This is a genomic window from Streptomyces sp. NPDC037203 (genome assembly GCF_055605065.1).
The window spans coordinates 137,016-162,223 of record NZ_JBVJUC010000008.1 but is presented as its reverse complement, the minus strand read 5'-3'; the positions used below and the strand labels follow the sequence as shown (position 1 = coordinate 162,223).

Sequence of the window (25,208 nt, the reverse complement as noted above, 5' to 3'; positions counted from 1 at the left end):
GACGACCGGTGCGTCCCCATACCCGCCCGTACCCCACAGGAGCATCCGTCCATGCCCTCACTCCCCCGCCCTCGCGGTGAACTCGTCGGCCCGAGTGCCGGGTTCGGTGATCGCGTCGATGCGTTGCTGCGCGGGTCCGGGTGCGGGGAGCCGGTGCGGTTGCACCGGGGCAGGACCGTCTTCGAGCCCTGCGCGCGGCCTCGGGGGTGGGACGAAGCGGAGTTCGGGGTCGGGGCGCACGAGGAGGCACCCGCGGGGGGCGTGCCCGCGTTGCGGGCGGCGTTCGCCGCGCAGGTGAGCGGCCGGCGGGGCGAGACCGTGCCGCCCGAGCAGGTGCTGGTCACCGGCGGGGCCACGCAGGCGCTCCTCCTCGCGTTCCGCGCCGTACTGCGGGCGGGCGACGAGGTGTTGGTGCTCTCGCCGCAGTGGCCGTACGCCACCGGGCTGGTGCGGGCAGCGGGCGGGGTGGCTCGCGAGGTGCCGGTCTTCCTGGAACTCGGGGACGGGTTCGGGTTCGACTTCGCCGGGGCCGTCGGGGCGGCGGTGACCGGCAGGACGCGGGCCGTCTACTTCAACAGCCCCAACAATCCGACCGGTCACCGGCTCGACCGGCGGCGGCTCGCGGCGCTCGTGGAGCTGGCCGAGCGGCACGATCTGTGGCTGATCGCCGACAACACGTACGACGGGTACGACTTCACCAGGGAGGGGTTCCCGGACGTGGCGGCGGTCGGCGCGGCGGCACGGCGTACGTTCTCGGCGCACGGCTGCGGGACGACGTACGCGATGCCCGGCAACCGGGTGGGGTACCTGGTCTGCCCGCCGGGGCTCGCCGCGCCGGTGGCCGCCTGGGCGCCGTACACCGGCGGGCCGGTCCCCACGGCGGCGCAGTTCGCCGCGTACGAGGCGCTGCGCACGCCGCGCGAGGAGCTGGACCGGCGCCGGGACCATGCCGCGGCGGCCTGGTGGCTGGCCGATTCGACGCTGGAGGTGCCGCACACGGAGGCGTCCGGCGGCCTGTACACGTTCCTCGACCTGCGGGCCTGGGGGGACGGGGAGCGGTTCGTGCGGCGGTGTGCCCGGCTCGGCGTGGGCCTTGCGCCGGGGCGGGACTTCGGGGCGCGTTACGGCGGTTGGGCGCGCCTGTGCTTCACGGCCGCGCCGCCGCGGCGAGTGGCCGAGGCGATCGAACGCATCAACAAAATCTACGGGGAAGGCGCCGATGAGGACTGAGACGGTCACGCTCGAACGCCCGAGAGCGGCTTCGACGGGGGACGGTGGGGGGACGAGAACGGCGATCTGCGGTGTGCGGCCGCTCGTGCTCATGGGTCTCACCCACCTGCTGACCACGCAGTCGCCCTGCGAGGTCGTCTTCACCTCGGCCGACGCCTTTCCCGAACCCGGCGCCGGCATCGATGTGCTGCTGGTCGAGGACACCCTGGAGCAGGACGTGCCGGAGCGAGCGGTGTGGGGGGCGAACGCGCCGGACGTCGTCGTGGTGCGGGCCGACGCGGCCCCGGACCAGGTGCTGCGCCAGGTGTACGCGGCACTGGCACGGCGCGCGCCCCTCGCCGCGGGCGACAGGGCGCCGGCCGGGCTGTCGCCGCGCGAGGAGCAGGTGCTCCGGTTCATCGCGTCGGGCATGACCCATGGCCAGGTGGCCCGGCGCATCGGCATCAGCCAGCACACCGTGGACACGTACGTGAAGCGGGTGCGATCCAAGTTCGGTATCGGCAACAAGGCGGAACTCACCCGCGTCGCGCTCGGTCTCCAGCCGCAGTGAGCGGCCGTCGTACCGTCGGGAGCCGTACCGTCAGTAGTAGTCGCGCATGATGGTGGTGGCCCACTCGGGCTGGGTGGTCTCGCCCTGGGGGCCGAACTCGCTCATGTAGGGCTTGATGTCGAGGACAGGGGTGCCGTCGACGGCGTCCAGGCCCTGGACGTGCAGGTCGAGGCCGTCGGCCTTGATCAGGCGGCAGCGGGAGACGCCGAGCCGGTTGGGGCGGTTCTTGCCGCGCTGGGCGAAGATGCCGACGCGGGGCCAGTCGGTGTTGCCGCGCGGGTGCCGGGAGCCGGTCTCGATCTTCTCCACGGGTACGCGGTCGAAGTGGTAGACGACTTCGAGGTGGGAGAAGGAGTCCAGGCCGGCCACCGCCTCGGGGCCGTACTGGCCGGCGTCCAGGCGGATGATCGCGGTCTCCCGGCCCCAGTCGTCGTCGCGGACCTCCGCCCGGCCGCCGACCACCCGGCCCACCGGGACCGAAACCACCTCGGCGGGAGTGTTGTTCTCGGGCATGAGCAGCGCCTTTCGTTCAGAGCGTGCGACACGTCGGCGGCCCGACGCGTCGGGGGGTACGTCGCTGTGTCGGTACGTCAGCGGATCGGTACGTCAACAGGTCGGTACGTCAATGGAGTTGCCTACCGTATCGACCGGCTGCGGCGCGCCGGCACCCGGTGTGTCCGCAGCGTGCCAGAACCGGTCCATCCGCTCGCCGATCCGGTCGAGCAGTGCCCGCAGCTCGGTGTGGTCGGCGGCGGAGCCGTAGAGCGTGCCGATCGCGCCGAGCGTGCCCCGGCGCCAGTCGGTGTGCCAGTCGGCGGGCGGGCGGAGGTCGGCGAGGTCGACACCGGGCAGGTCCCCGAGGCCGTCGAGGAGTGCGGGCGGGCCGGGCCGGAGCGGGCCGGCGGGCGGGAACAGCAGGTACTGGAAGGTCACCCGGTCCCCGTGCAGCCGGGCGGGGTCCGGTTCGGTGACGGGCAGGCCCAGGGCCAGGCGCAGGGCGGCGGCCACCATGTCGTAGCCGGTGCGCCGTTGCACGATCTCGGCGATGAGTCCGCCGAGCCGCCCGTTGACCTCGATGATCCTCGGCCCGTGCGGGGTCAGTTTGACCTCGGTGTGGGTGATGCCGTGGCGGATGCCGAGGGCCCGCACCGCCGCCTGTGCGAGTCCTTCGGCCTCGGCGGCGAGACCGGGCGCGAGGGGGGCGGGCAGGACGTGGCCGGTCTCCCGGAACGGCGGGACCATCGGCGGCTTTCCGCTGATCGCGGCGGTACGCGGTTCGCCGTCGACGACCAGGGACTCCACCGAGACGAAGTCGGCCCAGCCGGGGCCGGTCCGGGTGGGATCGCCGGGCAGGAACTCCTCCAGGACGAACTCGCGTTCGCCGTCGGCCGCGAACTCCGCGAGCAGCTTTTGGAGTTCGTCCGCCGAGGTGATCAGGCAGGTGTCCACGCTGCCGGCGCCGTGCCGGGGTTTGAGGACCGCGGGCCCGACGCGGGCGAGCGCGGCGGCGGCCTCGTCCGGATCGCGGACGAGGACGCACGCGGTGTGCTGGACGCCGGCGTCCGCAAGCACCCGCCGCTGGCGGTACTTGTCGGTGAGGGCCGCCGCGGTGGCGCGGGAGTGGTGGCGCAGCCCGCAGTGCTCGGCGACCGCCGCGGTGGTGCGCAGCCGGTACTCGCTGAAGGTGACGACGCCCGCGGGGCGCAGGCTCGCGGCGAGCCGGCACACCTCCGCCTCGCCGAGTCCGGTGGTGTCGGCGATCTCGGCGTGTCCGTCGATCTGCGCCAACTCGTCCTGGTACGCCGGGTTTTGGGGCTCGCACAGGAAGACCACCCGGCACAGTCCGCGGGCCGCCGACAGGATGCGCCACGCGGTGGCGGAGCCCTGGCCGTGGACGACCAGGACGGTGGGGAGCGCGGAGTGTGCCATGGGTGCCTCCGTCAGGCCCGGCGGGCGGTGATGTTGAGCCGTACGTAGTCGACGACGGGTTCGGGCAGGCGGGCGGCGACCGCGCGCACGAAGTCCTCGTGGTCGGACTCGGGGAGCTTGTCGAGGTGGGAGCCGAGGACCACGGTGGCCAGGTAGCTGCACAGCTGGTCGCCGGGCTCCAGCCGCGCCGGGTCGGGCAGCAGGTTGACGTCGATGTCGGTGAACCCGGCCGCCGCCAGCCGCTCGGTGGTCTCCTCGACGCCGCCGAAGTACCAGACCTGGTCCTTGCCCTCGGGCTCGTCCTCCGCGCTCTTGCCGAGCACCTCGCCCACGGCCGCGTTGATCAGGGCGACATTGCCCTGGCCGCCGCACTCGGCGACGAACTGGCCGCCCGGCCGCAGATGTCCGGCCAGGTTGGCGAACAGGGCGGCGTGGTCGGTGATCCAGTGGAAGGTGGCGACGCTGGTGATCGCGTCGACCTGGCCGGAGATCGGCAGCGGCTTGGTCAGGTCGGCCTGGACGATCTCCAGCCGGTCGAGCCGGTCGGCCAGCTTGGTGCGCAGCTGGTCGAGCATCCGGGCGGAGCCGTCGACGCCGATCACCCGGCCGTCGGGGACCAGGTCGAGCAGCGCGGCGGTGTCCCGGCCGGTGCCGCAGCCGGCGTCCAGGACGGTCTCGCCGCCCTTGAGGTCCAGCCTGCCGAGGGTGCGCTTGCCCCACTGCTGGTGCGGCAGGGGCAGCGAGTCGTACGTCTTGGCGTCCCATTCACGGGGCACGGTGGGGTTCCTTCGTGTCGGTGGTGCGGTCGTTCTCGGGGTGCGGTACGGGGACGGGGGTGCCGTCGAGGACCAGGCGGACCCCGATCGGGTGCGGGTCCCGTACCAGCCGCAGGGCGTCGCCCTCGGCGAACCAGCGGCGTATCGCGTCCGGCGCGGACTCGTCGTCGCGGGTCGGGTCGGCGGGCAGCAGCTGGACGAGGATGTTGCACAGGCCGACGGGGGCGTCCTGCGTGGAGTAGGGGCCGCGCAGGTCGATCCGGCCGGAGGCGTGCACGGAGGCGGCCGGTGCGCCGGGCGCGGCGGCGCGCGGGTCGGCGAAGCCGAGGGCCTCGGCGGCCAGCGCGGCCAGGAAGTACTCCTGGGCGCTGGGTGCGAGGTCGGCGCCGAACAGCTGCTTGGGCTGGTCGGATTCGGCGTGCACCCCGTCGACCTCGGCGAGGACGTGGGTGCCGATCTCCCACAGCACGCGGGCCGTGCGCCGCCGGACGGGGGTGCGGTCCGCGCCGTCGGCCGCGGCGGGCGGGCTGGCGAGGTGCACGTCCCGCGCGGTCTGCACCACCGCCTTGATGTCGTTGGGCTCCTCCAGGGTGCGGTGGGCGGTGCACCGGGCGCGGGCCGCGGCCACCGCCCGCCGGGCCTGGTCGGCCGGGACCTCGCCGTCGAGCCGTATCTCGTACGAGAGCCGGCCGGTGCCGTCCGCCGCGAACTCGGCACAGGGCAGCACCTCCAGCAGCGCCGGGCCGCAGCCCTGGCCGGACAGCTCGGTGACGACGCTGTCCGCGACGGACGCGCCGAGCGCCACCAGCACCGAGCCGACCGGGTCGAGGCAGTCGGCGGCGCCGGGCCCGAACCGCTGGTCGATGCCGAAGGCGCGGGCCACCCGTGTGGAGCCGAGCCGCATCGGTTCGGTGCGCACCCGGCAGCGGCCGGCCGCCGCGGGCCGGGCCGCCACGCCGATGCTCAGCTGCGCCTCCCAGGAGTCCTCGCGGATCTGCTCGGCGAGGGACTGCCGGGCGCGCAGGTCGACGCCGTTCAACATCGTTCGTCACCTCCGGTGCGCTGGGCGAGTGCGGTGTCCAGGGCCCGCCGCAGCCGGCTGGACAGGGCGTCGGCGTCGGTGACGCCCACCGAGAGGCGGACCAGTCGCCGGGTGATGCCCTGCTCCCGGCGCACCCGTTCGCTGAGGTGGGCGTGGCTGGTGCGGGCGGGCAGCCGGGCGGTGCTGCCGAGGGGGCTGTGGTCGCCCGCGCAGGCGGCCAGGATGCCGGTGAGGTCGTGGATGTCCGGGTCGACCTCGAAGGACAGCAGCCCGCCGAAGCCCCGGTGGGTCTCCAGCGCCCAGGGTGCCGCGTCGAACGACGGGCGGTGTACGGCCCGTACGGCCGGGTGGGCGCGCAGCATCCCGGCGATCCGCTCGGCGCCGTCGCGCTGGGCGGTCAGCCGCAGCGGGAGGGTGGCCAGGGAGCGTTCGAGGAGGTGGGCGGACCAGTCGGGCACCGCGCCGCCGAGCCGCGCGCACTGCTCCGCGATGCCCGGCAGGTACCGGTCGAGGCCGGTGACGAGGGCGGCGCCGACGTCGTCCCAGCCGTCGAGGAAGGGCGCCGTGTCCTCGATGACGATCACGGCGCCGGTCTCCAGGGGCCGCAGTTCGGCGGGGGACAGCGCGGTGTTGTCCACGACCAGCAGCAGGTCGTTCATCTGGGCGTGGATGGCGATCTCGTTGAGCGGGGCGGGCCGCATCAGCGGGTCGCTGAGGGACTGCGTGTAGACGACCTGGGTCTCGGGCCGTACGGCGGTCAGGACGGCGTCCGCGTCGGTGCTGTCGACGAAGGTCACCGTGCGGCCCAGTCCCGCGAGTTCCCGGGTGAGGACGCCGCGCAGCGGGTCGCAGGTCTGGTCGGAGGCGATGAGGTGGCCGCCGGGGTTGGTGAGCGCGAGCAGCGTGGCCGTGGTGGCCGCGACGACGCCGGGGGCGAGCAGCGCGCGGTCGGCGCCGTGCAGGGCGGCGAAGGCGTCCTCGACGCGCCGGGCGGGGCTCGCGAAGGCCGGGGCGGCGGTGGTCTCGGGGGCGGTGGAGTGCATGGTCACCGCCGGCACACGGGGGCGTCGGACAGGCCGATGCGCTGGTGGAAGTAGTGGAAGATGATCTCCTCGTGCAGCGCCTCGCCGTCCAGGGTCGGCTTGAGGGCGGTGCCGTCGTTGACCTTCTCGACCAGTCCGCGCTCGATCAGCTCGGCGAAGGCGGAGGCGAACGGTTCCATCTCCAGCAGGTCGGCGCCGAAGCGCTCCTGGTAGCGGGCGAGGTCGATCGGCTGGTTGGCCTTGAAGTTGAAGCCGAGCGCGGTGCCGATGGCCTTGTGGCCGCTGAGCCGGCGGCCGAAGTTGAGCGGCAGTCCCTCGTTGTTCTGCATGAACGACACGTACTTGCTGATGTCGGTGACGTTGTGCGTCTGGAGGAACTCCTCCTGGTCGCCGGTGAGCCAGCCGTAGGCGCCGGGACCGTAGGCGATCATGGTGTTGTAGTGCTCCCACTTGTTCTTCGAGGTCTGCGGGATGTTGCCGCCCTCGTAGGTGCCGGGCCGGCTCCACCAGCCGCAGGGACTCGGGTAGTAGCCCTGCTCCAGCAGGACCTCGACGGCCTCCTGGCGCATCGCGTACGTCGAGTCCAGCTCCGGGAACCGGCCCTCGCGGATGAGCCGTTCGCGCACCGCGGGGTTGTTCCAGACCGCGCGGTTGCCGATGCCCATCTCCTCGCGGTCGGCGTTGCGCAGCCGGTAGATGGTGATGGTGGGGACGCCCAGGCCGGTGAGGATCTCCATGTCCCGGCGGACCGACTCCGGGGTCTGGTACGGCAGGCCGAACATCATGTCGACGTTGAAGGGGCAGCCGGTCGCGAGCAGGTTCTCGATGGCTTCCAGCGACTGGGCCGTGGAGTGGCGGCGCTTGGTGAAGTCGTTCACCTCGTCCTGGAGCGACTGCACGCCGAGGCTGAACCGGTTGAAGCCGAGCTCCCGCGCGGTCTGAAGGTGGTGCTGCTGGAAGTTCTCCGGGTTGCCCTCGATGTTGAACTCGATCTCGTCCGCGAGGTCGTAGTTCTCCCGGACGTGCTCGACCAGCGGCCGGATGTACTCGGGGCTGTTGAGCAGCAGGGCCGCGGTGCCGCCGCCGATGTAGAAGGACTCGATGCGGGCGCGGGGTATCCAGTCGAAGCGGTCCAGGTAGCGGCGGGACTCCTCGATGAGGAGGTCGGACCACAGGCGCAGGGCGCCGTCCTCTTTGCCGCGCGGCACCAGGCGTTTGACGTAGTTGCAGAAGTGACAGATGTAGTTGCACAGCGGGAGGTGGAAGTACAGGTGGGCCGGGAGTCCCGCGCCCGCGAACCGGCCGTACTCGGCGGCGAGTTCGTCGGCGGTGAGCCGGTCGCCCTCGTTCGAGGTGACGTTGATGTTGTACTCGTCGCGGGGGATCTGGAGCTGCGGGTTGCGGTCCAGCAGGCGGCCGAGGTTGAGCTCCAGATCGACCGTGGTGCCGTCGGTGGTGGGGACGGACATGGAAACTCCTTGGCTGTGGACGGGCCCGGATGGCTTGTGGCGGCACCGGGGCGGTACGGGATGGCGCGAGGAGCGTGGGTTGTCGCCGGGAGGCGTCGGACTCGTGGGGGCGTGGTTCAGCGGGCGTAGTACCGGGACATCGCCTCGTGCAGCCAGGCCGGTTCGCGGACCGTGTCCGCCGGCGGCGCGAAGATCCGCTGGTACGGCTTGACGTCGAGGACCGGGGTGCCGTCCAGCGCGTCGAGCGCCCGGACGTGCAGGGTCAGCCCGTCGACCCGGACCAGCTCGCAGCGCGAGACGCCGAGCCGGTTGGGGCGTTCCTTGAGGCGCTGGGCGAGGATGCCGAGGCGGGGCAGGTCGGTGCGGCCTCGGGGATGGCAGTCGCCGGTGACGGCCGCCGACTCCGGGATCAGGTGGAAGTGGAAGACGATTTCGAGGTGCGAGAACTGCTCCAGGCCGGCCACGGCCTCGGGCCGCAGCCGCTCCGGGTCCAGCTCGATGACCGAGGTGACGCCGCCCCAGTGGTCGTGCTCGGGCACGCTGCGCGGCGAGCGGACGACACCGATGGGCTGGAGGGCGTACGAGGGCGGGATCCCGTCCGGGTCCTGCACGGGTGCTCCTTTGCGGGGCTCGGGGGTCAGGAGGCGACGGCGGACGCGGAGGCCAGGTCGAGCTGTTCGCGCAGCCGCCGGCCCAGGACCTCGACCTGGCCGGGCTCGACCATCGTGAAGTGGTCGCCGGGGACGTCGACGACGACGGCGCGCTCGGCGACCTCGCTCCAGCCCAGGTCCTCGGGGAGCGTCCCGCCCTCCATGGAGCGGTCGGTGACCCGGAAGACGGTGACGGGGCCGTCGTACGGCTTGATCTCGTAGGCCGCGAGGGCGTCCAGGTTGTACTGGTACATGTCGATCATGCGGCGCAGCCGGTCGGCGTCGAAGTCGGCGGGCATGGTGCCGGCCTCGACGGCCCGCTCGACCAGGGTCCGCGCCCGGCTGTCCGGGTCCAGGCCGCGCAGCCAGTCGATGTCCAGCTCCAGCTTGAGCCCGCGCCACAGCAGGGCGCGCAGCGCGAAGTCCGGGTCGGCGCTGGGCTCGACGGTGATGCGGGTGTCGAGCAGGCCGACGAGTCCGACGCGTTCGCCCCGTTCCCTCAGGCGGCGGGCGGTCTCGTAGGCGAGCAGTCCGCCCATCGAATAGCCCATCAGGTTCCACTCGGCACCCTCGGGGTGGACGGTGCGCAGCTGCTCGATGAAGTGCTCGGAGATCGCCTCGATCGAGGTCAGGGGCTCCTCGCCGGGCAGCAGGCCGAGCGACTGCACGGCCCAGAAGGGCTGGTCGAGGCCCATGGCGCGGGCGATGGGCGGGTAGAGCAGGACGGTGCCGGACACCGGTGGCAGGGCGTACACCGGGCTGCCGCCCGCGCCCTGCTGGATGCGGACCAGCTGGCCCTGCCGGTCGGCGGTGCCCCGGCGGACGATCTCCGCGAGTTCGGCGACGGTTGCCGCGGCGAGCAGGTCGGCGGCGGTCAGGTCGACCTGGAACAGCCGGCGCACCTCCACGGTCAGCTTGATGGCGAGCAGCGAGTGGCCGCCTAGCGAGAAGAAGTCGTCGTGGATGCCGACATCGTCGCGGCCCAGCAACCGGCGCCATACGTCCGCCAGTTGGAGTTCCACGCCGTCGCGACCGGGGTCCGTGGTCGGGTTGGGGTGAGTCATCGTCTCCCTCGTCCGGTGTGTCGTGGGGATGTGATGCGGGGGCCGGGGCGCCGGTCAGGTCGCGGGCACCGCCGCGGGGGCGGCTTCCGCGGCCGCGGCCCTGCGGCGCTCGGCCCAGCGCACCGCCGGTGCCATCGCGAGTCCGCCGAGCAGGAACACCGCGCCCAGGGTCAGCCAGCCGGGGGTGCCCCAGTCGATGAGCAGCAGGGTCAGCGAGACCGGGCCGAACATCTGCACCGCCGCGATGCCGGTGTTGAACAGGCCCTGGTACTGGCCCTGTTTGTCGGGCGGGGCGAGTTCGTAGCCGATCACCCAGGAGCCGGCCGACTGGACCATCTCGCCGTACACATGGAGGGCGGCGGCCACCACCAGCGTCACGGTCGCGACCCAGGGGCCGCGGCCCGAGGAGAGCGCGAACGCGGCGCAGCAGCCGAGCAGGGCGACTCCGGCGACGCGGAAGGCGCGGACGGCGGAGCGCAGTTCACCGATCTTCTTGGTCACGGGGACCTGGAGGCCGACGCAGGCGAGGGTGTTCAGGAGGAGGAGTACGGCGGTGAGCGCGTGCGGGGCGCCGGTGTGCAGCGCGATCCACAGCGGCAGGATGACTTCGAGGATCGGGATGTGCAGCTGCATCACCATGTTGAGCACGGCGAGCAGCGCGTACGGGGTGTCGCGCAGCACCGCGAGCCGCGGTTCGCCCGGCGGGCGCTGCGGGGCGGGCGGTACGGCAGGCAGCCGCAGGAACACCAGCCCGCAGACCACGAAGCTGAGCGCGTTGAGCAGGAAGGTGAGCCGGTACGCCGTCCCGGTGTCCCACAGCAGGGCCAGGCCGCCGAGCGCGGCGCCGGCCGAGACGCCCACATTGGTGACCACGCGGATCTTGGCGCGGACCCGGACCAGGTTCTCGCCGTCCAGCACGGCCGGGATCAGGGCCTGGCGGGCCGCGTAGGCGCCGCGGTCGAACAGCGCGTACAGGAAGGCGAAGACGATGAACAGCGGGTACGCGTCGGTGAGCAGGTAGGCGCCGGTGGCGAGGCCCGCGAGGACGAGGAGCGCGGCCGCGGTGCCGCGCGGGCCCCTGCGGTCGGCGAGGTGTCCGAAGGGGACGCCCGCGAAGAGTCCGGCGATGCCCGCGATGCTCAGGCCCAGGCCGAGCTGGGCCGGGCTGAAGCCCGCGATCCGGGTGAAATAGAGGGCGGAGCAGGTGACGAAGACGCCGTTCCCGAGGGAATTGGCGAGCGTGCCGAGCACCAGGGTGCGGGCGGGCCCTTCCTCGACAAGACGGGTTTTCATGCGACGTCGCCCTTCTCGGCGTTTTCCGTGCCGGGAATCCCCGGAAATGCGGTGCGGTAGAAATCGCGCATCACGGAGGTGATCTCCGTCGTATTGCGATAGCAGTCGGCGTGCGAACCCCGGACGGTCTCGACGCGGAGCATGCCGCCGCGGGCGGCGAGGCGCTCGCGTTCGGCGGGCAGGATGTTGCGGCTGTCGGCGCCGGCCAGTACCAGCACCGGGACACCGAGCCGCTCCAGCAGGTCCGGCAGATGCCCGAAGTCGTAGGTCCAGCGCAGCAGGCTGCCCTCGGCCCATTCGTCGGCCTCGTGCAGCGCGGGGTGCGCGTCGAAGGACTGGTCGATCACCACCAGGCTGCGGACGCGGGAGGCTCCCCAGGTGACCGCGGAGACGGCCGCCACGAGGCCGCCGTAGGAGTATCCGACCAGGTGCACCTCGTCGGGGAGGATGTCGGCGATGCGGTGCAGGTCGGCGGAGAAGTCCAGCACCGAGTAGCCCCAGGCCGGCCGGTGGCTGTCGCCGTGGGCGCGCAGCGAGGGGTGGACGGCGACCGCGCCGGCCGGGCACAGGGCGTCGCCGAGGGGCCGCAACTGGGTCTTGTCGCCGCCGAATCCGTGCAGCAGGAGCATGCTGCCCGGAGCACCGCCGGCGCCGGAGCGTCCGGGTACGGCGTCGTAGTCCAGCAGTCGGACACCGCTGCCGTGTCCCGCCAGGGCCGGTGTGGGAAGAACGCGGTCTTCCGGTCCGGCAACGCTCATCGAGATCAACCCCCTTGAGGAATGCCGAGGTCGGCTGCCCGGCCCGATCAGATTCCGGTTCGACGGCGGGGTACGTCAACTCCCTTCGCTGTCCCCGGATTCGGGTACGTGACACCGCGAGTGAAGGGGGCGGAGTATCGGTGACGGGTTGCCGGAATTCCGGCCGGCCCGGTCCTCGTACCGTCCGCGGAACCGGAGGGAATTCCATGGGAGTCGGCCTGATCCACCAGGCGGTCGCACACCGGGCCCGGACGCGGCCGGACGCCCTGGCCGTGGTGGACGGCTCCACACGGCTCGACTACGCCACCCTCGACGCGACGGCGGACGCCTGGGCGGCCGCTCTGGCGGCGGTCGGCGCCGGACCGGGCACGCTGGTCCCCGTCCTGCTGCCGCGCTCGGCCCGGCTGTACGCCGCGCTGCTCGCGGTGCTCAAGTGCGGTGCCGGGTACGCCGCGCTGGACCCGAGGTGGCCGCGGGAGCGGGTCGAGTCGGTGCTCGGGCAGCTCGGCGGGCCGGTGCTGGTGACGGACGCGGAGGAGTCGGGGTCCGCCGGCGGAGAGCGGCCGGTGTGGCAGCCTCCCGCGCTGTCCGGCGAGCTCGATACCGCCGCCGCGCGCGCGTTCCGTGCCTACGACGGGCCGTCCGACGCCCCCGCCACCGTCTTCTTCACCTCCGGCACCAGCGGCACGCCGAAGGGCGTGGTGTCCCCGCACGCGGCCACCACCCGGCTGTTCCCGGCGGACGGGCCCCTCGCCTTCGGTCCCGGCACCGTCATGATGCAGGCGGCCCCGTCGTCCTGGGACGCCTTCTCGCTGGAGCTGTGGGGGGCGCTCACCACCGGCGGCACCTGTGTCACCGCCGCGGAGGACTACCTCCTGCCGGACACCCTGCGCCATCTGATCGACACCAGCGGGGTCGGCACCGCGTGGCTCACCTCCTCCCTGTTCAACCTGTTCACCGAGATCGACCCGGACTGCTTCCGGGGCCTGCGCGCCCTGTACATCGGCGGGGAGCGGCTGTCGGCCGCGCATGTGAGCCGGTTCCTCGCCGCGCACCCCGGCACCCGGCTGTTCAACGGCTACGGCCCGGTGGAGAGCTGCGTGTTCGCCACCGTGCACCCCATCACCGCGGCGGACTGCACGGCGCGGCACGGCATCCCCATCGGCCGCCCGGTCCCCGGCACCCGGATGCTCGTGCTGGACGAGAGCGGGCGGGAGTGCCCGCCCGGCGTCGTCGGCGAGCTGTGCGTCGGCGGCGCGGGGCTGGCGCGGGGCTATCTCGGCGACCCGGAGCTCACCGCCGCGCGCTTCACCGAGCACCCGGCTTCCGGCACCCGGCTGTACCGGACCGGCGACCACGGCCTGCGGGACGCGGACGGCGTCTTCCACTTCACCGGGCGCACCGACCGCCAGGTCAAGATCCGCGGGTATCGCATCGAGCCGGAGGAGATCGAGGCGCACGCGGCGAAGCTGCCCGGCATCACGCACTGCGTGGCCGTGCCCGTCCCCGGCCGACTCGGCACCTACGACCGGCTCGCGCTGTTCTACACCTCCGCCGCCGAGACCGACGAGGACCCGGTGCTGCTGCGCCGCTCCCTGTCCCAGCGGCTGCCCGCGCACGCCGTGCCGGACGTCGTACGGCGCGTGCGGCGGCTGCCGGTGACGGCCAACGGCAAGATCGACCGGGCGGAGCTGCTCGCCACGCTCGCCGGCTGAGCGCCCCGGCGGGTCGTGGCCCCGCGGCGGCCCCGCTCCCGCGCGTGCGCGGGGTCCCCCGCGCGCCCGCCGGCCCCCGCGCCCCGAGGAAACCTCCACGCCGAGAAAGGCACCCCCATGCCCGTCATCACCCTGATGTCGCCCGACGCGAGCCCCGGCCGTCCCGCCCTGGCGAAGATCGCCGAGGCGGTCACCGGACTGCTGGGCATCGCCCCGCAGCACTGCTGGGTGATCTGGCAGCGGCTCGACGCCGACGCGGCGCACCGGCCCGAATGGGACCGCCCCGCCCCGCCCGAGCCGACGCCCGCAACCGCGCCCGCATCCGCACGGCCGCACCCGGCGGGCGACCGTCCGTGCGCCCCGATCGGCTTCGTCACCTGCAAGGCGAGCTACCCGCGGGAGACCGTGGGCCGGCTGCTGCGGCTGCTGCGCGACGAGTTGAGCGCCCTGCTCGGGGTGCCGGCGGACGAGGTCTACCTCGCGGTGCGCCGGGCCGTGCCGGGCGAGCTGCTGGTGCGGGGCGACGTCTGGGCCGGGGCGGAACCGGCGGCAAGCTCGCGCGACCACCACTGACCGTCCCGTCCTGAGGAGTGACCGTGTCCCGTCGTCTGTTCACCTCGGAGTCCGTGACCGAGGGCCATCCCGACAAGATCGCCGACCAGATCAGCGACTGCGTCCTGGACGCCCTGCTCAAGGAGGACCCGACCGCACGGGTCGCCGTGGAAACGCTGGTCACCACCGGCCTGGTGCATATCGCGGGCGAGGTCACGACCACCGCGTACGCCCCGATCGCGGCCCTGGTGCGGGACCGCATCCTCCAGATCGGCTACGACAGTTCGCTCAAGGGCTTCGACGGCGCCTCCTGCGGGATCTCCGTCTCCATCGGCGCGCAGTCCCCGGACATCGCACGGGGGGTGGACACGGCGTACGAGTCCCGTGCCGGGGACGGAGCCGCGGGCCGGGAGCGCGACGAGCTGGACCGGCAGGGCGCGGGCGACCAGGGCCTGATGTTCGGTTACGCCTGCGACGAGACGCCGGAGCTGATGCCCCTGCCGATCACCCTGGCGCACCGGCTGTCCCGGCGGCTGTCCGAGGTCCGCAGGAACGGCACCCTGCCCTATCTGCGCCCGGACGGGAAGACGCAGGTCACCATCGAGTACGACGGCGACAGGCCGGTCCGCCTCGACACGGTCGTCGTCTCCGCGCAGCACGCCGCCGACACCGATCTGGACGCGACCCTCGTCCCGGACGTCCGCGCGCACGTGGTGGAGCCGGAGCTGGCCGCCCTCGGCATCGACACCGAGGGCTACCGCCTCCTGGTCAACCCCACCGGCCGGTTCGAGATCGGCGGCCCGATGGGGGACGCGGGCCTGACCGGGCGGAAGATCATCATCGACACCTACGGCGGCATGGCCCGGCACGGCGGCGGCGCGTTCTCGGGCAAGGACCCGTCCAAGGTGGACCGCAGCGCCGCGTACGCGATGCGCTGGGTCGCCAAGAACATCGTGGCGGCGGGGCTGGCCCGGCGGGCCGAGGTCCAGGTGGCGTACGCCATCGGCAAGGCGGAGCCCGTCGGACTCTTCGTGGAGACCTTCGGCACCGAGACGGTGCCGGTGGCGCGCATCCAGGACGCGGTGACCGAGGTCTTCGACCTGCGTCCGGCCGCGATCATCCGCGACCTCGACCTGCTGCGCCCGATCTACGCCCAGACGGCCGCGTACGGCCACTTCGGCCGCGAGGTGCCGGACTTCACCTGGGAACGGGTGGACCGCGCGGAGCGGCTGCGGGCGGTGGCGGGAGCGGCCGCCGGGGAGGCGGGCGCGGCGGCGGACTGAGCCGGAGGGGCGGGGCGGCGCCGGGAGGTGGCCTACGGGATCGTGGCGCCGGGGGCGGCGGTGTTCGGGCCGCCGGCCTCGATCATCAGGTCCTCGGTCCGTTCCAGCCAGGTGCGCGAGCCGAGGCGGGCGAACAGGTCGCGTGCCTCCTCCAGTTGGGCCGCGGCCAGCTGGTGGTCGCCACGGGCCAGGGCGATCTCGGCGAGCGCGTAGCGCGACCTGGCCTCGACGACCCGCTCCCCCACCTGCCGCGACAGGCCGAGCGCGCGGGTCAGGGTGTCGGCGGCGCTGTCGAGCCGCTTCTCGCGGCGGCGCAGCGCCCCGAGGCCGTACAGCGCGTACGCCTCGCCGATCCGGTCCCCGCTGTCCCGGACGATCCGCAGGACCTCCTGAAGCGCCTCCCGCGCCCGCTCCGGCTGGTCGAGCGCGAGGTGCAGCTCGGCGAACCGCTGGAGCACCTGCGCCTGCACGCGCAGGCATTTCTCCGCACGGGAGATGGTCAGGGCCTGCTCCAGCAGGGTGCGGGCGCGCTCGGTGTTCCCCGAGGCCAGCCACCAGCCGGCCAGGCTGCGCAGGATGTGGGCCTCGCCGATCCGGTCGCCCACCAGTCTGGTGATCGCCAGCGCCTCGTCGTACTTCTCCCGCATGGCGGCGTCGTCCCCGCGCACGCTGTCCAGGTAGGCGGCGTTGCGCAGCACCAGGGCGCGCCCGTGGTCGTGCCCTTCCGCCTCGAACAGCTCCCGCGCCCGGCCGAAGCTCTCGTCGGCCTGCTCCATGCGGGTCTGGAACATGTACAGGGTGCCCAGGGAGTACGCCATCGCCGCCTGCCCGATCCGGTTGCCGGCGCGGGCCGACGCCTCGTACGCCAGGCGCGTGGTCTCCTTCCAGTCGTCGAAGTACCCCTTGGCCTCGAACAGGGTGACCGAGGTGAGGGCGAGGTCCCAGCACAGCTCGTCCATTCCGGCGGCGGCGGCCTGCCGTACGGCCGTCACCAGCGCCCGGCGTTCCCCGCTGAGCCGCTCCACGGGCCGTGCGGCGGGCTCCGCGTCCGTGCCCTCGGGCAGCTTCCAGCGCCGGGCGCGGCCGTGGATGGTCGTGTAGTCCCCGCCGTACTCCTCCCGGTGGGCCTCCTCGACCAGGGAGAGCCAGCCGCCCAGCACCCGTGCCAGGGCGGCGTCCCGCTCCGCCGGGGGTTCGCCCGCGAGGAGTTCCTCACGGGCGTAGGCGCGCACGAGGTCGTGGAAGCGGTAGCGCGGCCGGAGCGAGTCCGGGTAGCGCACGGTGTCCATGACCTGCGCCTCGACCAGGGCGTCGAGGGTGTCCTCCGCGGCGGCGAGGCCGGTGTCCAGCAGGGCGGCGGCGACCCAGGCGGGCGAGTCGGGCGCCTCGATGAGGGAGAACAGCCGGAACAGGCGCTGCGCGGCGGGGGGCAGCGCCCGGTACGTCAGGCTGATGGTGGAGCGCAGTTCCAGGCCGCGGTGGCTCAGCTCGTCCAGGCGGCGGCGCTCGTCCCGCAGCCGCTGGACCAGCCATTCGATCCGCCAGTGCGGGTGGGAGGCGAGGCGGGCGCCGGCGATGCGCAGTGCCAGCGGCAGCGCGTCGCACAGGTTGACCAGTTCGACGGCCGTGTCGAGTTCCGCCTGGACGCGTTCGCGGCCGACGATGCCGGCCAGCAGTTCCAGGGCGTTGGCCATGTCGAAGGCGGCGAGGTCGATGCCGCGGACGCCGTCGGTGCCGGCCAGCCGGGCCCGGCTCGTGGTGATCACCGCGCAGGTGGGGCTGCCGGGCAGCAGCGGTGTCACCTGCTGCGCGCCGGTCACTCCGTCCAGGACCACGAGCACCCGGCTGTCCGCCAGCCGGCTGCGGTACATCTCGGCGCGCTCCTCGGCGTCGTCGGGGATCGCCTTGGCCGGTATGCCGAGGGCCCGCAGGAAGCGGGCCAGCAGGGCGGTGACCGGGGCGTCGCCGGAGACGGTGTGCAGGTCGGCGTAGAGGTGGCCGTCGGGGAAGTGCTTGCTCACCTCGTGCGCGGCGCGTACGGCGAGGGCCGACTTGCCCACGCCGCCGGGGCCGGAGATGTCCACGATCGGAACGGCGTACCCCGCGGTCTCCCTCCGGGAGGGGGCGAGGAGCAGTTCCTTGATCTCGTCGAGCTGGGCGCGGCGGCCGGTGAAGTCTCCGATGGTGGCGGGTAGTTGGCGGGGCACGAGACGGAAGCCGCTCTCCGGCCCGTCCAAGGTGTCCAGGCCGTCCGGTGTGCCGGAGGGGCGGGCGGGGGCGCCGGGGCCCGGCGGCGGCGCGGGAAGGTCGAGTGCCGGGGACTGCCGCAGGATCGCCTGTTCCAGGTCGCGCAGTTCCTGCCCCGGCTCGATGCCCATCTCCTCGACGAGGGCCTTGCGCGCCCGCTGGAACGTCTCCAGCGCCTCCGCCTGCCGCCCCGAGCGGTACAGCGCCAGCATGAGCAGCTCGTAGAGGCGTTCGCGCAGCGGGAACCGGCCGATGAGCTCGGTCAGTTCGGCGCAGATCTCACCGTGTCTGGCGAGCAGGAGTTCGAGGCGCAGGCACTCCTCGATCGCGGCCAGCCGCCGGTCGTCGTAATGCCGGGCGAGATGCCGTACGGAATCGCTGGGGACGCCGTCCAGGGCGGGTCCGCGCCATAGGCCCAGGGCCGCGCGCAGGGCGGCGGCGGCCTCGGGGATCCGGTCGGCACGGGCGTGCTCGCGCGCGGTGGTGACCAGCCGGTCGAACTCCAGGCCGTCCACCCGGTCCGGCCCCAGTTCGAGCGCGTAGCCGGGGGCTCGGGTCCTGATCGCGTCGGGCCGGCCGGCCAGGGCGAACTGCTTGCGGAGCGTCGAGATGGCGACCTGGATCTGGCCGCGCGCGGTGACGGGGGGTGCGTCGCCCCATACGGCGTCGATGAGCTGTTCCGTGGACATCGTGCGGTTGACGTGCAGGCCCAGCATCGCCAGGACCACCCGCTGGCGCGGCCCGCCGACGTCGAGCGGACGACCTTCGTGGACCAGCTCGACCGGCCCCAGCAGCCGAAGGATCATGTCGTCCACCCTTGCCTTCCCCCCACACGTAGCATCGCGGTCAACGATCAGCACCGTAACCCTGGTTTGGAGCTGACATCCGGTGATTGCCATGAGTTTCCTGATGCATGGCACAGGAGTGGCAACCACCCCGTGGGCATGGCCCGGCGCCCGCGTTCCCGGAGCCGGGTGGCGGGCGTGACCAGGGATGGGACCAACCCGGCGCGGGCCGGAGCCGGTTCGCCGCTCAGGCGGTGCCGGGCAGCGGTCCGGGCCGCACGGGGCGGGCCGTGGCGTCAGGCGGGATGGCGCCGGGCGACGGCACCCGGTGGGAACGACGGGTCGGGGGACGGCGGTTTCGGGGGTGAGGGATGTGAAAGCGACGGTTTTCCGGCTGCCGGGTCCGGACAGTGAGCCCGGTCGTCTTCCGCACTGCCACGTTTCATGTCCGCCCCCGTCAGCCCGCACGGCCGATGCCGTGCACCTGCGCATCTCTCCGGCGCGCCGCCGGACACGTACGGTCGGGCGGCGCGGACCGGCCGAAATCTAATCCATCTTGCCCGCAGGGCAGTCCAGATGCAAAGGGCAATGAGCAAGGTCACGCGCGTGCGCGCACGGACCGGCCGGGCCGGCCGCGGCGGCCTTTCGCCGTGGCCGGTTCCCGGCGCTGCCGCCGGTGAGCGGGGCCGGCCGGTGGACGGCAGACGGCAGGGCCTCGCACGTGCTCAACCGGCGTCCGGCCACTCCTCGGACGGGGACGGTGGCGGCTTGGGCGCCGTCGGCTGCTCCCTCCGCCGCGCGTTCGCGTCCCGCAGGTCCGTCAGCCACCGCCACAGGTCCGGCAGGGGCCGGGCGGGGCAGGCGAGGCGGTGTTCGATGCGGCACCGCTGGGACTGGTCCGGCGGGCACACGCCGTAGACGGTCACCCGTCCGTCGGACAGCTCGATCCATCGGTGGGCCGCCGGTACCTCGTGGGCCAGTGGCCTGCGGTCCGGTTCCAGCAGGACCCATTCGTGGTCCAGCGTCGGCACCCGGTCCTGCGGCAGGCCGCAGTCCGGGCAGTGTGTCCGCCCGCCGCCGAGCCGGCGCGGAGTCCCTTCCGAAGCCCCCATGAGACGAGGGTCGGCAGTGTGCGGTCCCCGGCGCAGGGCGTTCGCCGGACGGGACGGGTGGGACGTGCCTGGAGCGGGGAGGCGGGGTTCGGCGCGGCAGGCGCGTTCGGCAACCCGTGGCCGGGGAGTCATGGCCGGGAACCGCCCCGAAGGGCCGGTGGCAGCGCCGTACGGCGGGCCCGCCGGCCCCGTTCAGTGCCCGCCGCGTCCCCGGCCGCCCGCTCCGCCGCCGCACGAGGCGCGGACGGCCAGGGCCGGTTGCAGGGTCAGGTGGTGGACGGGGAGGGGCTGGTCGGCGCGGAGGCGGGAGGTGAGGAGTTCGATGCCTTTGCGGCCCAGGGCGCGTTTCGGTGGGGCGACGGCGGTCAGGGGGACGCTGGCCAGCGCGGCGACATCGTCGTCGTAGGAGATGATCGCGAGATCCCGAGGGACGCGGATGCCGCGCTGGGCGGCCAGTTGGAGCAGGACGATGGCCTCGGCGTCGCCGTGGGCGAGGACGGCGGTGGCGCCGTGGGCGCGCAGGTCGTCGAGGACCTCGCCGATGCGCTGCTCGGTGTACGGGGAGGTCTCGCGCTGCGGGACCAGGTGGACGGGGATGTCCTCATCGAGGCCCAGGACGCGCAGCGCGTGGGTGTGGCCGAGGCGGACGGCGGGCGCCGTGGGGCCCAGGTCCTTGACCATGAGGGCGATCCGGCGGTGCCCGAGGCGGGCCAGGTGCTCCACCGCGAGGCGGGCGCCGGCCTGGTGGTCGGTGACCACGTGGTCCAGGCGGTCGACCAGTGTGGTGGAGCGCAGTTCGCGTTCCACCAGGACCACCGGGAGCTTCAGCTCGCGCAGGCGCTCCTCGAAGCGGGTGTGGCGGGAGTTCTCCAGGGGCGGCGGGGCCAGCAGGAGGCCGTCGACGCCGTCGTCCAGGTGGCGGCGGACGGCGACCAGGTCCTGCTCGGGCTGGTAGTCGGAGAAGGCGAGGGTGAGTTCGGCGTTCAGCTCCGACGCCGCCTCGCGGGCTCCCTCCAGGACCTCCCGGAAATAGGCGCCGTTGGGCAGCAGCAGACCCAACCGCAGGGTGCCGGAGGCGCGTGCGGGCTCAAGGCCGCGGGTCGCGGCTCTGCGGTCCAGGGCGACGCCGCCGTGGAACCGCCGTACCAGGCCCTCGCGTTCCAGGGCCTCGACATCGCGTCGCACCGTGACGTCGGAGACCCCCAGCAGACCCACGAGGTCGCTGATCCGTGCCGAGCCGTGTTCCCGCAGATGGGCGAGGAGCAGGTCGTGCCGGTCCGGAGAGAGCATCACGCGTCACATTTCCCTTGGCGCCGACTGGAAGAGGTTCCGAACTGTTGAGAACGGAAGAAACCTAGTCCGCCCGGCGGGAGTTGGGCAGCCCCGGCGGCCCCTGAAGCGCGGGAGGACGGCCGGGCGGCGGATGACCGGAAGGACGGATAAGGGGCGGAAGAGGAGAGAGCGGGGTATCGGACTGCTCCGGATGGCTCCGGATCGTTCCATATGCGCACGGCCTCATTGACGGGTGAGGGACGTGACCGGAAGCTGGAGCCGCACCGGACGGCGGAGGCGGTCGCGGCATCCAGCGGGTCCGGCGGCGCCCTCGCCATGAACGCGATCGCCCCTGCGCGCATCCGGCCGCCGGTGCCGGGCCCGGCCGCCGCCCGCTGACGTACCGCGTCTCCCCCGCGGGGTGCCGCCTGCCACCGGTGCCCCACGCCACGACCCGAGGAGCCCCGTGTCCGATCTGCCCCCCGCGGTCCGCCGCCCGCGGGTCCTGCTCGCCATGCAGCGCGATCTGCTGCCCCGGCTGCTCGACCCGGCGCGGATGGCCCGGCTCACCGGACTCGCCGACCTGGACCCGACGCTGGTCGCCGACGACTTCACCGCCGACGCCGTCGCCGCCGAACTCGCCCGCGCCGACGTCCTGTTCACCTTCTGGGGCTGCCCTCCCCTCGGGCCCGAGGTGCTCGCCGGGGCGCCCCGGCTGCGGGCGGTGGTGCATGCCGCCGGCTCGGTGAAGGACTTCGTCACCGACGCCTGCTGGGAGCGGGGCATCGCCCTGTCCTCCGCCGCCGACGCCAACGCGCTGCCGGTGGCGGAGTACGCGCTGGCGATGATCCTGCTCGCCAACAAGCGGGCGCTGCGGACCCGCGACCACTACCGGGCCGTGCGCGCCCGGCTGTCCTGGCAGCACGAGTACCGCGACGCCGGCAACTACCGCCGGGTCGCCGGCATCGTCGGCGCCTCCCGCACCGGGCGCCGCCTCATCGCGCTGCTCGCTCCCTACGACATGGACATCCTGGTGTACGACCCGTACCTGAGCGCGGCGGAGGCGCGCGCGCTCGGCGCCCGCCCGGTCGGCCTGGACGAGCTGTGCGCCCGCTGCGACGTGGTCTCGCTGCACGCGCCCGCGCTGCCCGAGACCCGGCACCTGATCGACGAGCGCCGGCTGAAGCTGATGCCGGACGGCGCCACGCTGGTCAACACCGCGCGCGGGGCGCTGGTGGACACGGACGCGCTGATCCGCGAGCTGACCAGCGGCCGGCTGCACGCCGTACTGGATGTGACCGAGCCGGAGGTCCTGCCGCCCGACTCCCCGCTGTACGACCTGGACAACGTGGTGCTCACCCCGCACATCGCCGGTTCGCTCGGCAATGAGCTGCACCGGCTGGCGGACTCGGCGCTGGACGAGCTGGAACGCCTCGCACACGGGCGGCCGTTCGCCCATCCGGTCGTCCGCGAGCAGTTCGAGCGCTCGGCCTGAACGAACGAGGAGCCATGACCCGCAACCGCCCGCACCCGTTCTCCGGCAATCCCCTCTCCAGCCGCGCCGACTGGCAGCGCGCGCTGCTCGCCCTGTGCGCCCCGCTCGCCGACGCCTACCCCGACGACGCGGCACTGGCCGCTCCCGGCACCGCGTACTCGCCCCGCGTCGCCCGGCTCGAGGCGACCGTACGACCGCTGTGGGGACTGGCCCCGCTCGCGGCGGGCGGCGGGCGGTACGACGGCTGGGAGCGCGTGCGCCGGGCCGTCGCCGCCGGGACCGACCCGGCACACCCGGAGTACTGGGGCGAGCCCGGTGCGATGGACCAGCGCCTGGTCGAGGCGGCCGGGCTCGGGTGCGCGCTGGCCCTGGCACCCGGCGAACTGTGGGAGCCGTTCTCCGGCAGGGAGCGGACCCGCCTCGCCGCCTGGCTGCGCACGGCGGCGCGGGCCGAACGCGTCCCCGACAACAACTGGCATCTGTTCCCGGTGATGGCGGAGCTGGGCCTGACGGCGGTCGGGGAGGCGCCCGAACCGGGGCTCGCCGAGCGGGCGTTGGCGCGGGTGGAGGACTTCCACCGGGGCGGCGGCTGGTACTCGGACGGACCGGACGGCAAACCCTGTGACTACTACGGCCCGTGGGCCCTGCACCTGTACACACTGCTGTACACGACCCTCGCCCCGGACGCCGGCCCGGCGGTCGTGGCGCGGGTACGGGAGCGGGCCGCGCTGTTCGCCGGGGAGTTCCGGCACTGGTTCGCGGCCGACGGCGCGGCGCTGCCCTTCGGCCGGAGTCTGACGTACCGGTTCGCGCAGTGCGCCTTCTGGGGCGCGCTCGCCCACGCGGGCGTGGAGGCGCTGCCCTGGGGGGTGCTGCGCGGGCTGTGGGCGCGGAATCTGCGCTGGTGGGCGCGGCAGCCGATGTTCGCCGCCGATGGCACGCTGCCGGTCGGCTACGCCTACCCGAACCTGTTCATGAGCGAGCAGTACAACGCGGCGGGCTCCCCCTACTGGGCGTTCAAGGCGTTCCTGCCGCTCGCGCTGCCCGCCGGGCACCCGTTCTGGACCGCCGACGAGGAGCCGCCGCCCGCCGCGGACGCGGTGCACGCCCAGCCGGAAGCGGGTCTGCTGGTCCAGCACGGCGGCGGGCACACCACGGCGCTGGCCGCCTGCGACGCCGACATCCGGGTGCGCAACGCGCCCGCCAAGTACGGCAAGTTCGCCTACTCCACGGCCTTCGGCTGCGCCGTCGCCACCGGCCCGCTCGGCGCGGAGGCCGCCGCCCCGGACAGCACCCTGCTGCTCAGCGAGGAGGGCCTGTACTGGCGCTCCCGGATCGCCTGCGCGTCCCGCTCCGTGACCGCCGACCGGGTGCGCGCCCGCTGGCACCCCTGGCCCGATGTCACCGTCGACACCTGGCTGCTGCCGGCCGGGCCCGGCCGGCACGTCCGCGTCCACCGCCTGGCCACCCCCCGCCCGCTGCACACGGTCGAGGGCGGCTTCGCTCTGCCCCGCGAGGGGGCCGTGACCGGGGCCGGGGGCGAGGGGGCGCGGGCGGTGTGCGGCGACCTCGTGAGCGCCGTACGGGACCTCACCGGGGCCCGCGTGGGTGAGGTCATGTTCCCCGACCCCGGCAGCCACCTCCGGTGGCCCCGGACGGCACTGCCCGTGCTCCGCGGCCGGCTCCCGCCGGGCGAGCACTGGCTGGCCGCCGATGTCCACGGCACCGCCGACGGCGGCACTCCCCGGACGGAGCCGCTCGACTGGCGCGCCCTGCCCGGTCTCCCCCGCGCCCTGCGCGCCGCGCTTCCCGAGCCGCACGGGCCCACCCCGTGAGTCTCCCGGCCTGCGGCTCGACCGGCCCGCTGGGGCCGCTCAGGCCGAGCGTTTCCGTGCGGACGTCTTCTTCGCCGCCGTCTTCTTCGCGGCCGTCTTCTTCGCCGTCGACTTCTTGGCGGATTCCGCCTGCTTCGATGCCGACTTCGACGTGGACTTCCTCGCCGGGGCCTTCTTCGCGGCGGTCTTCTTCGCCGTGGAGGCGGACTTCCTGCCGTCCGTCTCCTTCGGGGTGGAGCGGCGGTCCGGCAGGGACCTGACCTCGGCCTCGCCCACGGGCGCACGGGATTCGCGGGCGGCGCGGACGCTGTTCTCCAGGGCGGCCATGAGGTCGAGGACCTTGCCGCCGGGTGCCGGCTCCGGGGCCTGCGGGGGTGCCTCGCCCGCGGCCTTCGCGGCGATGACCTCCTCCAGCGCCTCCCGGTACTCGTCGTGCAGATCCGCCATCTCGACCTCGCCGAGGGTGTCCATCAGGGCGTCCGCGAGGTCGAGTTCCTTGTCGCGGATGGTGACGTCCACGTCCGGGGCGACGCCCTCGGGGGCCCGTACCTCGTCCGGCCAGAGCAGGGCGTGCATGGCGATCGCGTCGTCGACGACCCGGAGCATCCCGAGCCGCTCCCGCCCGCGCAGTGCGAACTTGGCGATGGCGACCTTGTTGCTGCGCTTCAGGGCCTCGCGCAAGAGGGTGTACGGCTTGGCGGCCGGGGCCCCGCTCGCGGCGAGGTAGTACGCCGCGCCCATCTGGAGCGGGTCGATCCGGTCGGCCGGCACGAAGGCGACGATCTCGATGGTGCGGGCCGTCGGGATCGGCAGGTGGGACAGGTCCTCGTCGGTGATCGGGACGATGGTGCCGTCCGCGTCCTCGTACGCCTTGCCGATCTCGGACTGGCTGACCTCGCGGTCCTCCACCTCGCACACCTTGCGGTAGCGGATGCGGCCGTTGTCCTCGGTGTGGATCTGGCGGAAGGAGATCGCGTGGCTCTCGGTCGCGTTGACCAGCTTGATCGGGATGCTGACCAGCCCGAAGGAGATGGCGCCGTTCCATATCGATCGCACGTGCCGCACCCGTCCTTTCCCATTTCGACCGGTACATCTGGGATTGTCATCT

The 25,208-nt window shown here is 73.6% G+C and carries 21 protein-coding genes; 7 read left to right on the top strand and 14 right to left on the bottom strand.

Features of this window, described 5'->3' with window-relative positions; translation table 11 throughout:
• The first annotated feature begins 51 nt into the window (after positions 1 to 51).
• Positions 52 to 1,230: a pyridoxal phosphate-dependent aminotransferase gene (locus ACZ7EC_RS22450; protein WP_471065026.1), complete on the top strand. Its 1,179-nt coding sequence runs from the start codon at positions 52 to 54 to the stop codon at positions 1,228 to 1,230.
• Between the two features lie 91 nt (positions 1,231 to 1,321).
• Positions 1,322 to 1,780: a helix-turn-helix domain-containing protein gene (locus ACZ7EC_RS22445; protein WP_471065025.1), complete on the top strand. Its 459-nt coding sequence runs from the start codon at positions 1,322 to 1,324 to the stop codon at positions 1,778 to 1,780.
• Between the two features lie 30 nt (positions 1,781 to 1,810).
• On the opposite strand, the gene ACZ7EC_RS22440 is transcribed toward ACZ7EC_RS22445, so the two are convergent.
• The 10 genes from ACZ7EC_RS22440 to ACZ7EC_RS22395 all read right to left on the bottom strand — a co-directional run bounded on the left by ACZ7EC_RS22440 (position 1,811) and on the right by ACZ7EC_RS22395 (position 11,804).
• A complete protein-coding gene (locus ACZ7EC_RS22440; protein WP_471065023.1) occupies positions 1,811 to 2,293 on the bottom strand; it encodes an SAM-dependent methyltransferase in 483 nt (160 codons plus the stop codon).
• Between the two features lie 93 nt (positions 2,294 to 2,386).
• Positions 2,387 to 3,709, bottom strand: coding sequence for an ATP-grasp domain-containing protein (locus ACZ7EC_RS22435; protein ID WP_471065021.1), 1,323 nt, complete (start codon positions 3,707 to 3,709; stop codon positions 2,387 to 2,389).
• An 11-nt stretch (positions 3,710 to 3,720) separates the two neighbouring features.
• On the bottom strand, positions 3,721 to 4,485 hold the full coding sequence (locus ACZ7EC_RS22430; protein ID WP_471065020.1) for a class I SAM-dependent methyltransferase: 765 nt from the start codon (positions 4,483 to 4,485) through the stop codon (positions 3,721 to 3,723).
• Complete coding sequence (locus ACZ7EC_RS22425; protein WP_471065018.1) at positions 4,475 to 5,527, bottom strand: hypothetical protein; 1,053 nt, start codon at positions 5,525 to 5,527, stop codon at positions 4,475 to 4,477. Before ACZ7EC_RS22425 ends, ACZ7EC_RS22430 begins: the two co-directional genes overlap by 11 nt.
• Positions 5,521 to 6,570: a PLP-dependent transferase gene (locus ACZ7EC_RS22420; protein ID WP_471065297.1), complete on the bottom strand. Its 1,050-nt coding sequence runs from the start codon at positions 6,568 to 6,570 to the stop codon at positions 5,521 to 5,523. Before ACZ7EC_RS22420 ends, ACZ7EC_RS22425 begins: the two co-directional genes overlap by 7 nt.
• Before the next feature lie 2 nt (positions 6,571 to 6,572).
• Positions 6,573 to 8,039: a coproporphyrinogen-III oxidase family protein gene (locus ACZ7EC_RS22415; protein ID WP_471065016.1), complete on the bottom strand. Its 1,467-nt coding sequence runs from the start codon at positions 8,037 to 8,039 to the stop codon at positions 6,573 to 6,575.
• 116 nt (positions 8,040 to 8,155) lie between these two features.
• Positions 8,156 to 8,650: an SAM-dependent methyltransferase gene (locus ACZ7EC_RS22410; RefSeq protein ID WP_471065015.1), complete on the bottom strand. Its 495-nt coding sequence runs from the start codon at positions 8,648 to 8,650 to the stop codon at positions 8,156 to 8,158.
• Positions 8,651 to 8,676: 26 nt separating this feature from the next.
• A complete protein-coding gene (locus ACZ7EC_RS22405; protein WP_471065014.1) occupies positions 8,677 to 9,753 on the bottom strand; it encodes a thioesterase domain-containing protein in 1,077 nt (358 codons plus the stop codon).
• 54 nt (positions 9,754 to 9,807) lie between these two features.
• The gene (locus ACZ7EC_RS22400) at positions 9,808 to 11,046 is read right to left on the bottom strand and encodes an MFS transporter (protein WP_471065013.1); all 1,239 of its coding nucleotides are present in this window, start codon (positions 11,044 to 11,046) and stop codon (positions 9,808 to 9,810) included.
• Positions 11,043 to 11,804 (bottom strand): alpha/beta fold hydrolase, encoded by a 762-nt coding sequence (locus ACZ7EC_RS22395; RefSeq protein ID WP_471065012.1) that lies wholly within the window; start codon positions 11,802 to 11,804, stop codon positions 11,043 to 11,045. The genes ACZ7EC_RS22400 and ACZ7EC_RS22395 overlap by 4 nt, the downstream gene beginning before the upstream one ends.
• Positions 11,805 to 12,010: 206 nt before the next feature.
• Here ACZ7EC_RS22395 and ACZ7EC_RS22390 point away from each other — a divergent pair, with 206 nt between their 5' ends.
• The 3 genes from ACZ7EC_RS22390 to metK all read left to right on the top strand — a co-directional run bounded on the left by ACZ7EC_RS22390 (position 12,011) and on the right by metK (position 15,354).
• Complete coding sequence (locus ACZ7EC_RS22390; protein ID WP_471065011.1) at positions 12,011 to 13,519, top strand: amino acid adenylation domain-containing protein; 1,509 nt, start codon at positions 12,011 to 12,013, stop codon at positions 13,517 to 13,519.
• Between the two features lie 117 nt (positions 13,520 to 13,636).
• Positions 13,637 to 14,092, top strand: coding sequence for a hypothetical protein (locus ACZ7EC_RS22385; protein ID WP_471065010.1), 456 nt, complete (start codon positions 13,637 to 13,639; stop codon positions 14,090 to 14,092).
• 23 nt (positions 14,093 to 14,115) lie between these two features.
• Positions 14,116 to 15,354 (top strand): methionine adenosyltransferase, encoded by a 1,239-nt coding sequence (gene metK / locus ACZ7EC_RS22380; protein WP_471065009.1) that lies wholly within the window; start codon positions 14,116 to 14,118, stop codon positions 15,352 to 15,354.
• A 32-nt stretch (positions 15,355 to 15,386) separates the two neighbouring features.
• On the opposite strand, the gene ACZ7EC_RS22375 is transcribed toward metK, so the two are convergent.
• From ACZ7EC_RS22375 to ACZ7EC_RS22365, 3 genes are all read right to left on the bottom strand, one after another.
• Positions 15,387 to 18,407, bottom strand: a complete 3,021-nt coding sequence (locus tag ACZ7EC_RS22375; RefSeq protein WP_471065007.1) for an AfsR/SARP family transcriptional regulator — start codon at positions 18,405 to 18,407, stop codon at positions 15,387 to 15,389.
• Between the two features lie 704 nt (positions 18,408 to 19,111).
• The gene (locus ACZ7EC_RS22370; protein WP_471065006.1) at positions 19,112 to 19,498 is read right to left on the bottom strand and encodes a DUF6083 domain-containing protein; all 387 of its coding nucleotides are present in this window, start codon (positions 19,496 to 19,498) and stop codon (positions 19,112 to 19,114) included.
• A 192-nt stretch (positions 19,499 to 19,690) separates the two neighbouring features.
• Entirely contained in the window at positions 19,691 to 20,788 is a 1,098-nt protein-coding gene (locus ACZ7EC_RS22365; protein ID WP_471065295.1) for a LacI family DNA-binding transcriptional regulator, read from the bottom strand.
• 496 nt (positions 20,789 to 21,284) lie between these two features.
• On the opposite strand from ACZ7EC_RS22365, the gene ACZ7EC_RS22360 reads away from it, so the two are divergent.
• Both ACZ7EC_RS22360 and ACZ7EC_RS22355 read left to right on the top strand, forming a co-directional pair.
• Complete coding sequence (locus tag ACZ7EC_RS22360) at positions 21,285 to 22,265, top strand: hydroxyacid dehydrogenase (RefSeq protein ID WP_471065293.1); 981 nt, start codon at positions 21,285 to 21,287, stop codon at positions 22,263 to 22,265.
• Between the two features lie 14 nt (positions 22,266 to 22,279).
• Complete coding sequence (locus tag ACZ7EC_RS22355; protein ID WP_471065005.1) at positions 22,280 to 24,100, top strand: DUF2264 domain-containing protein; 1,821 nt, start codon at positions 22,280 to 22,282, stop codon at positions 24,098 to 24,100.
• A gap of 39 nt (positions 24,101 to 24,139) precedes the next feature.
• On the opposite strand, the gene ku is transcribed toward ACZ7EC_RS22355, so the two are convergent.
• A complete protein-coding gene (gene ku, locus ACZ7EC_RS22350; protein ID WP_471065004.1) occupies positions 24,140 to 25,156 on the bottom strand; it encodes a non-homologous end joining protein Ku in 1,017 nt (338 codons plus the stop codon).
• Positions 25,157 to 25,208: the final 52 nt, after the last annotated feature.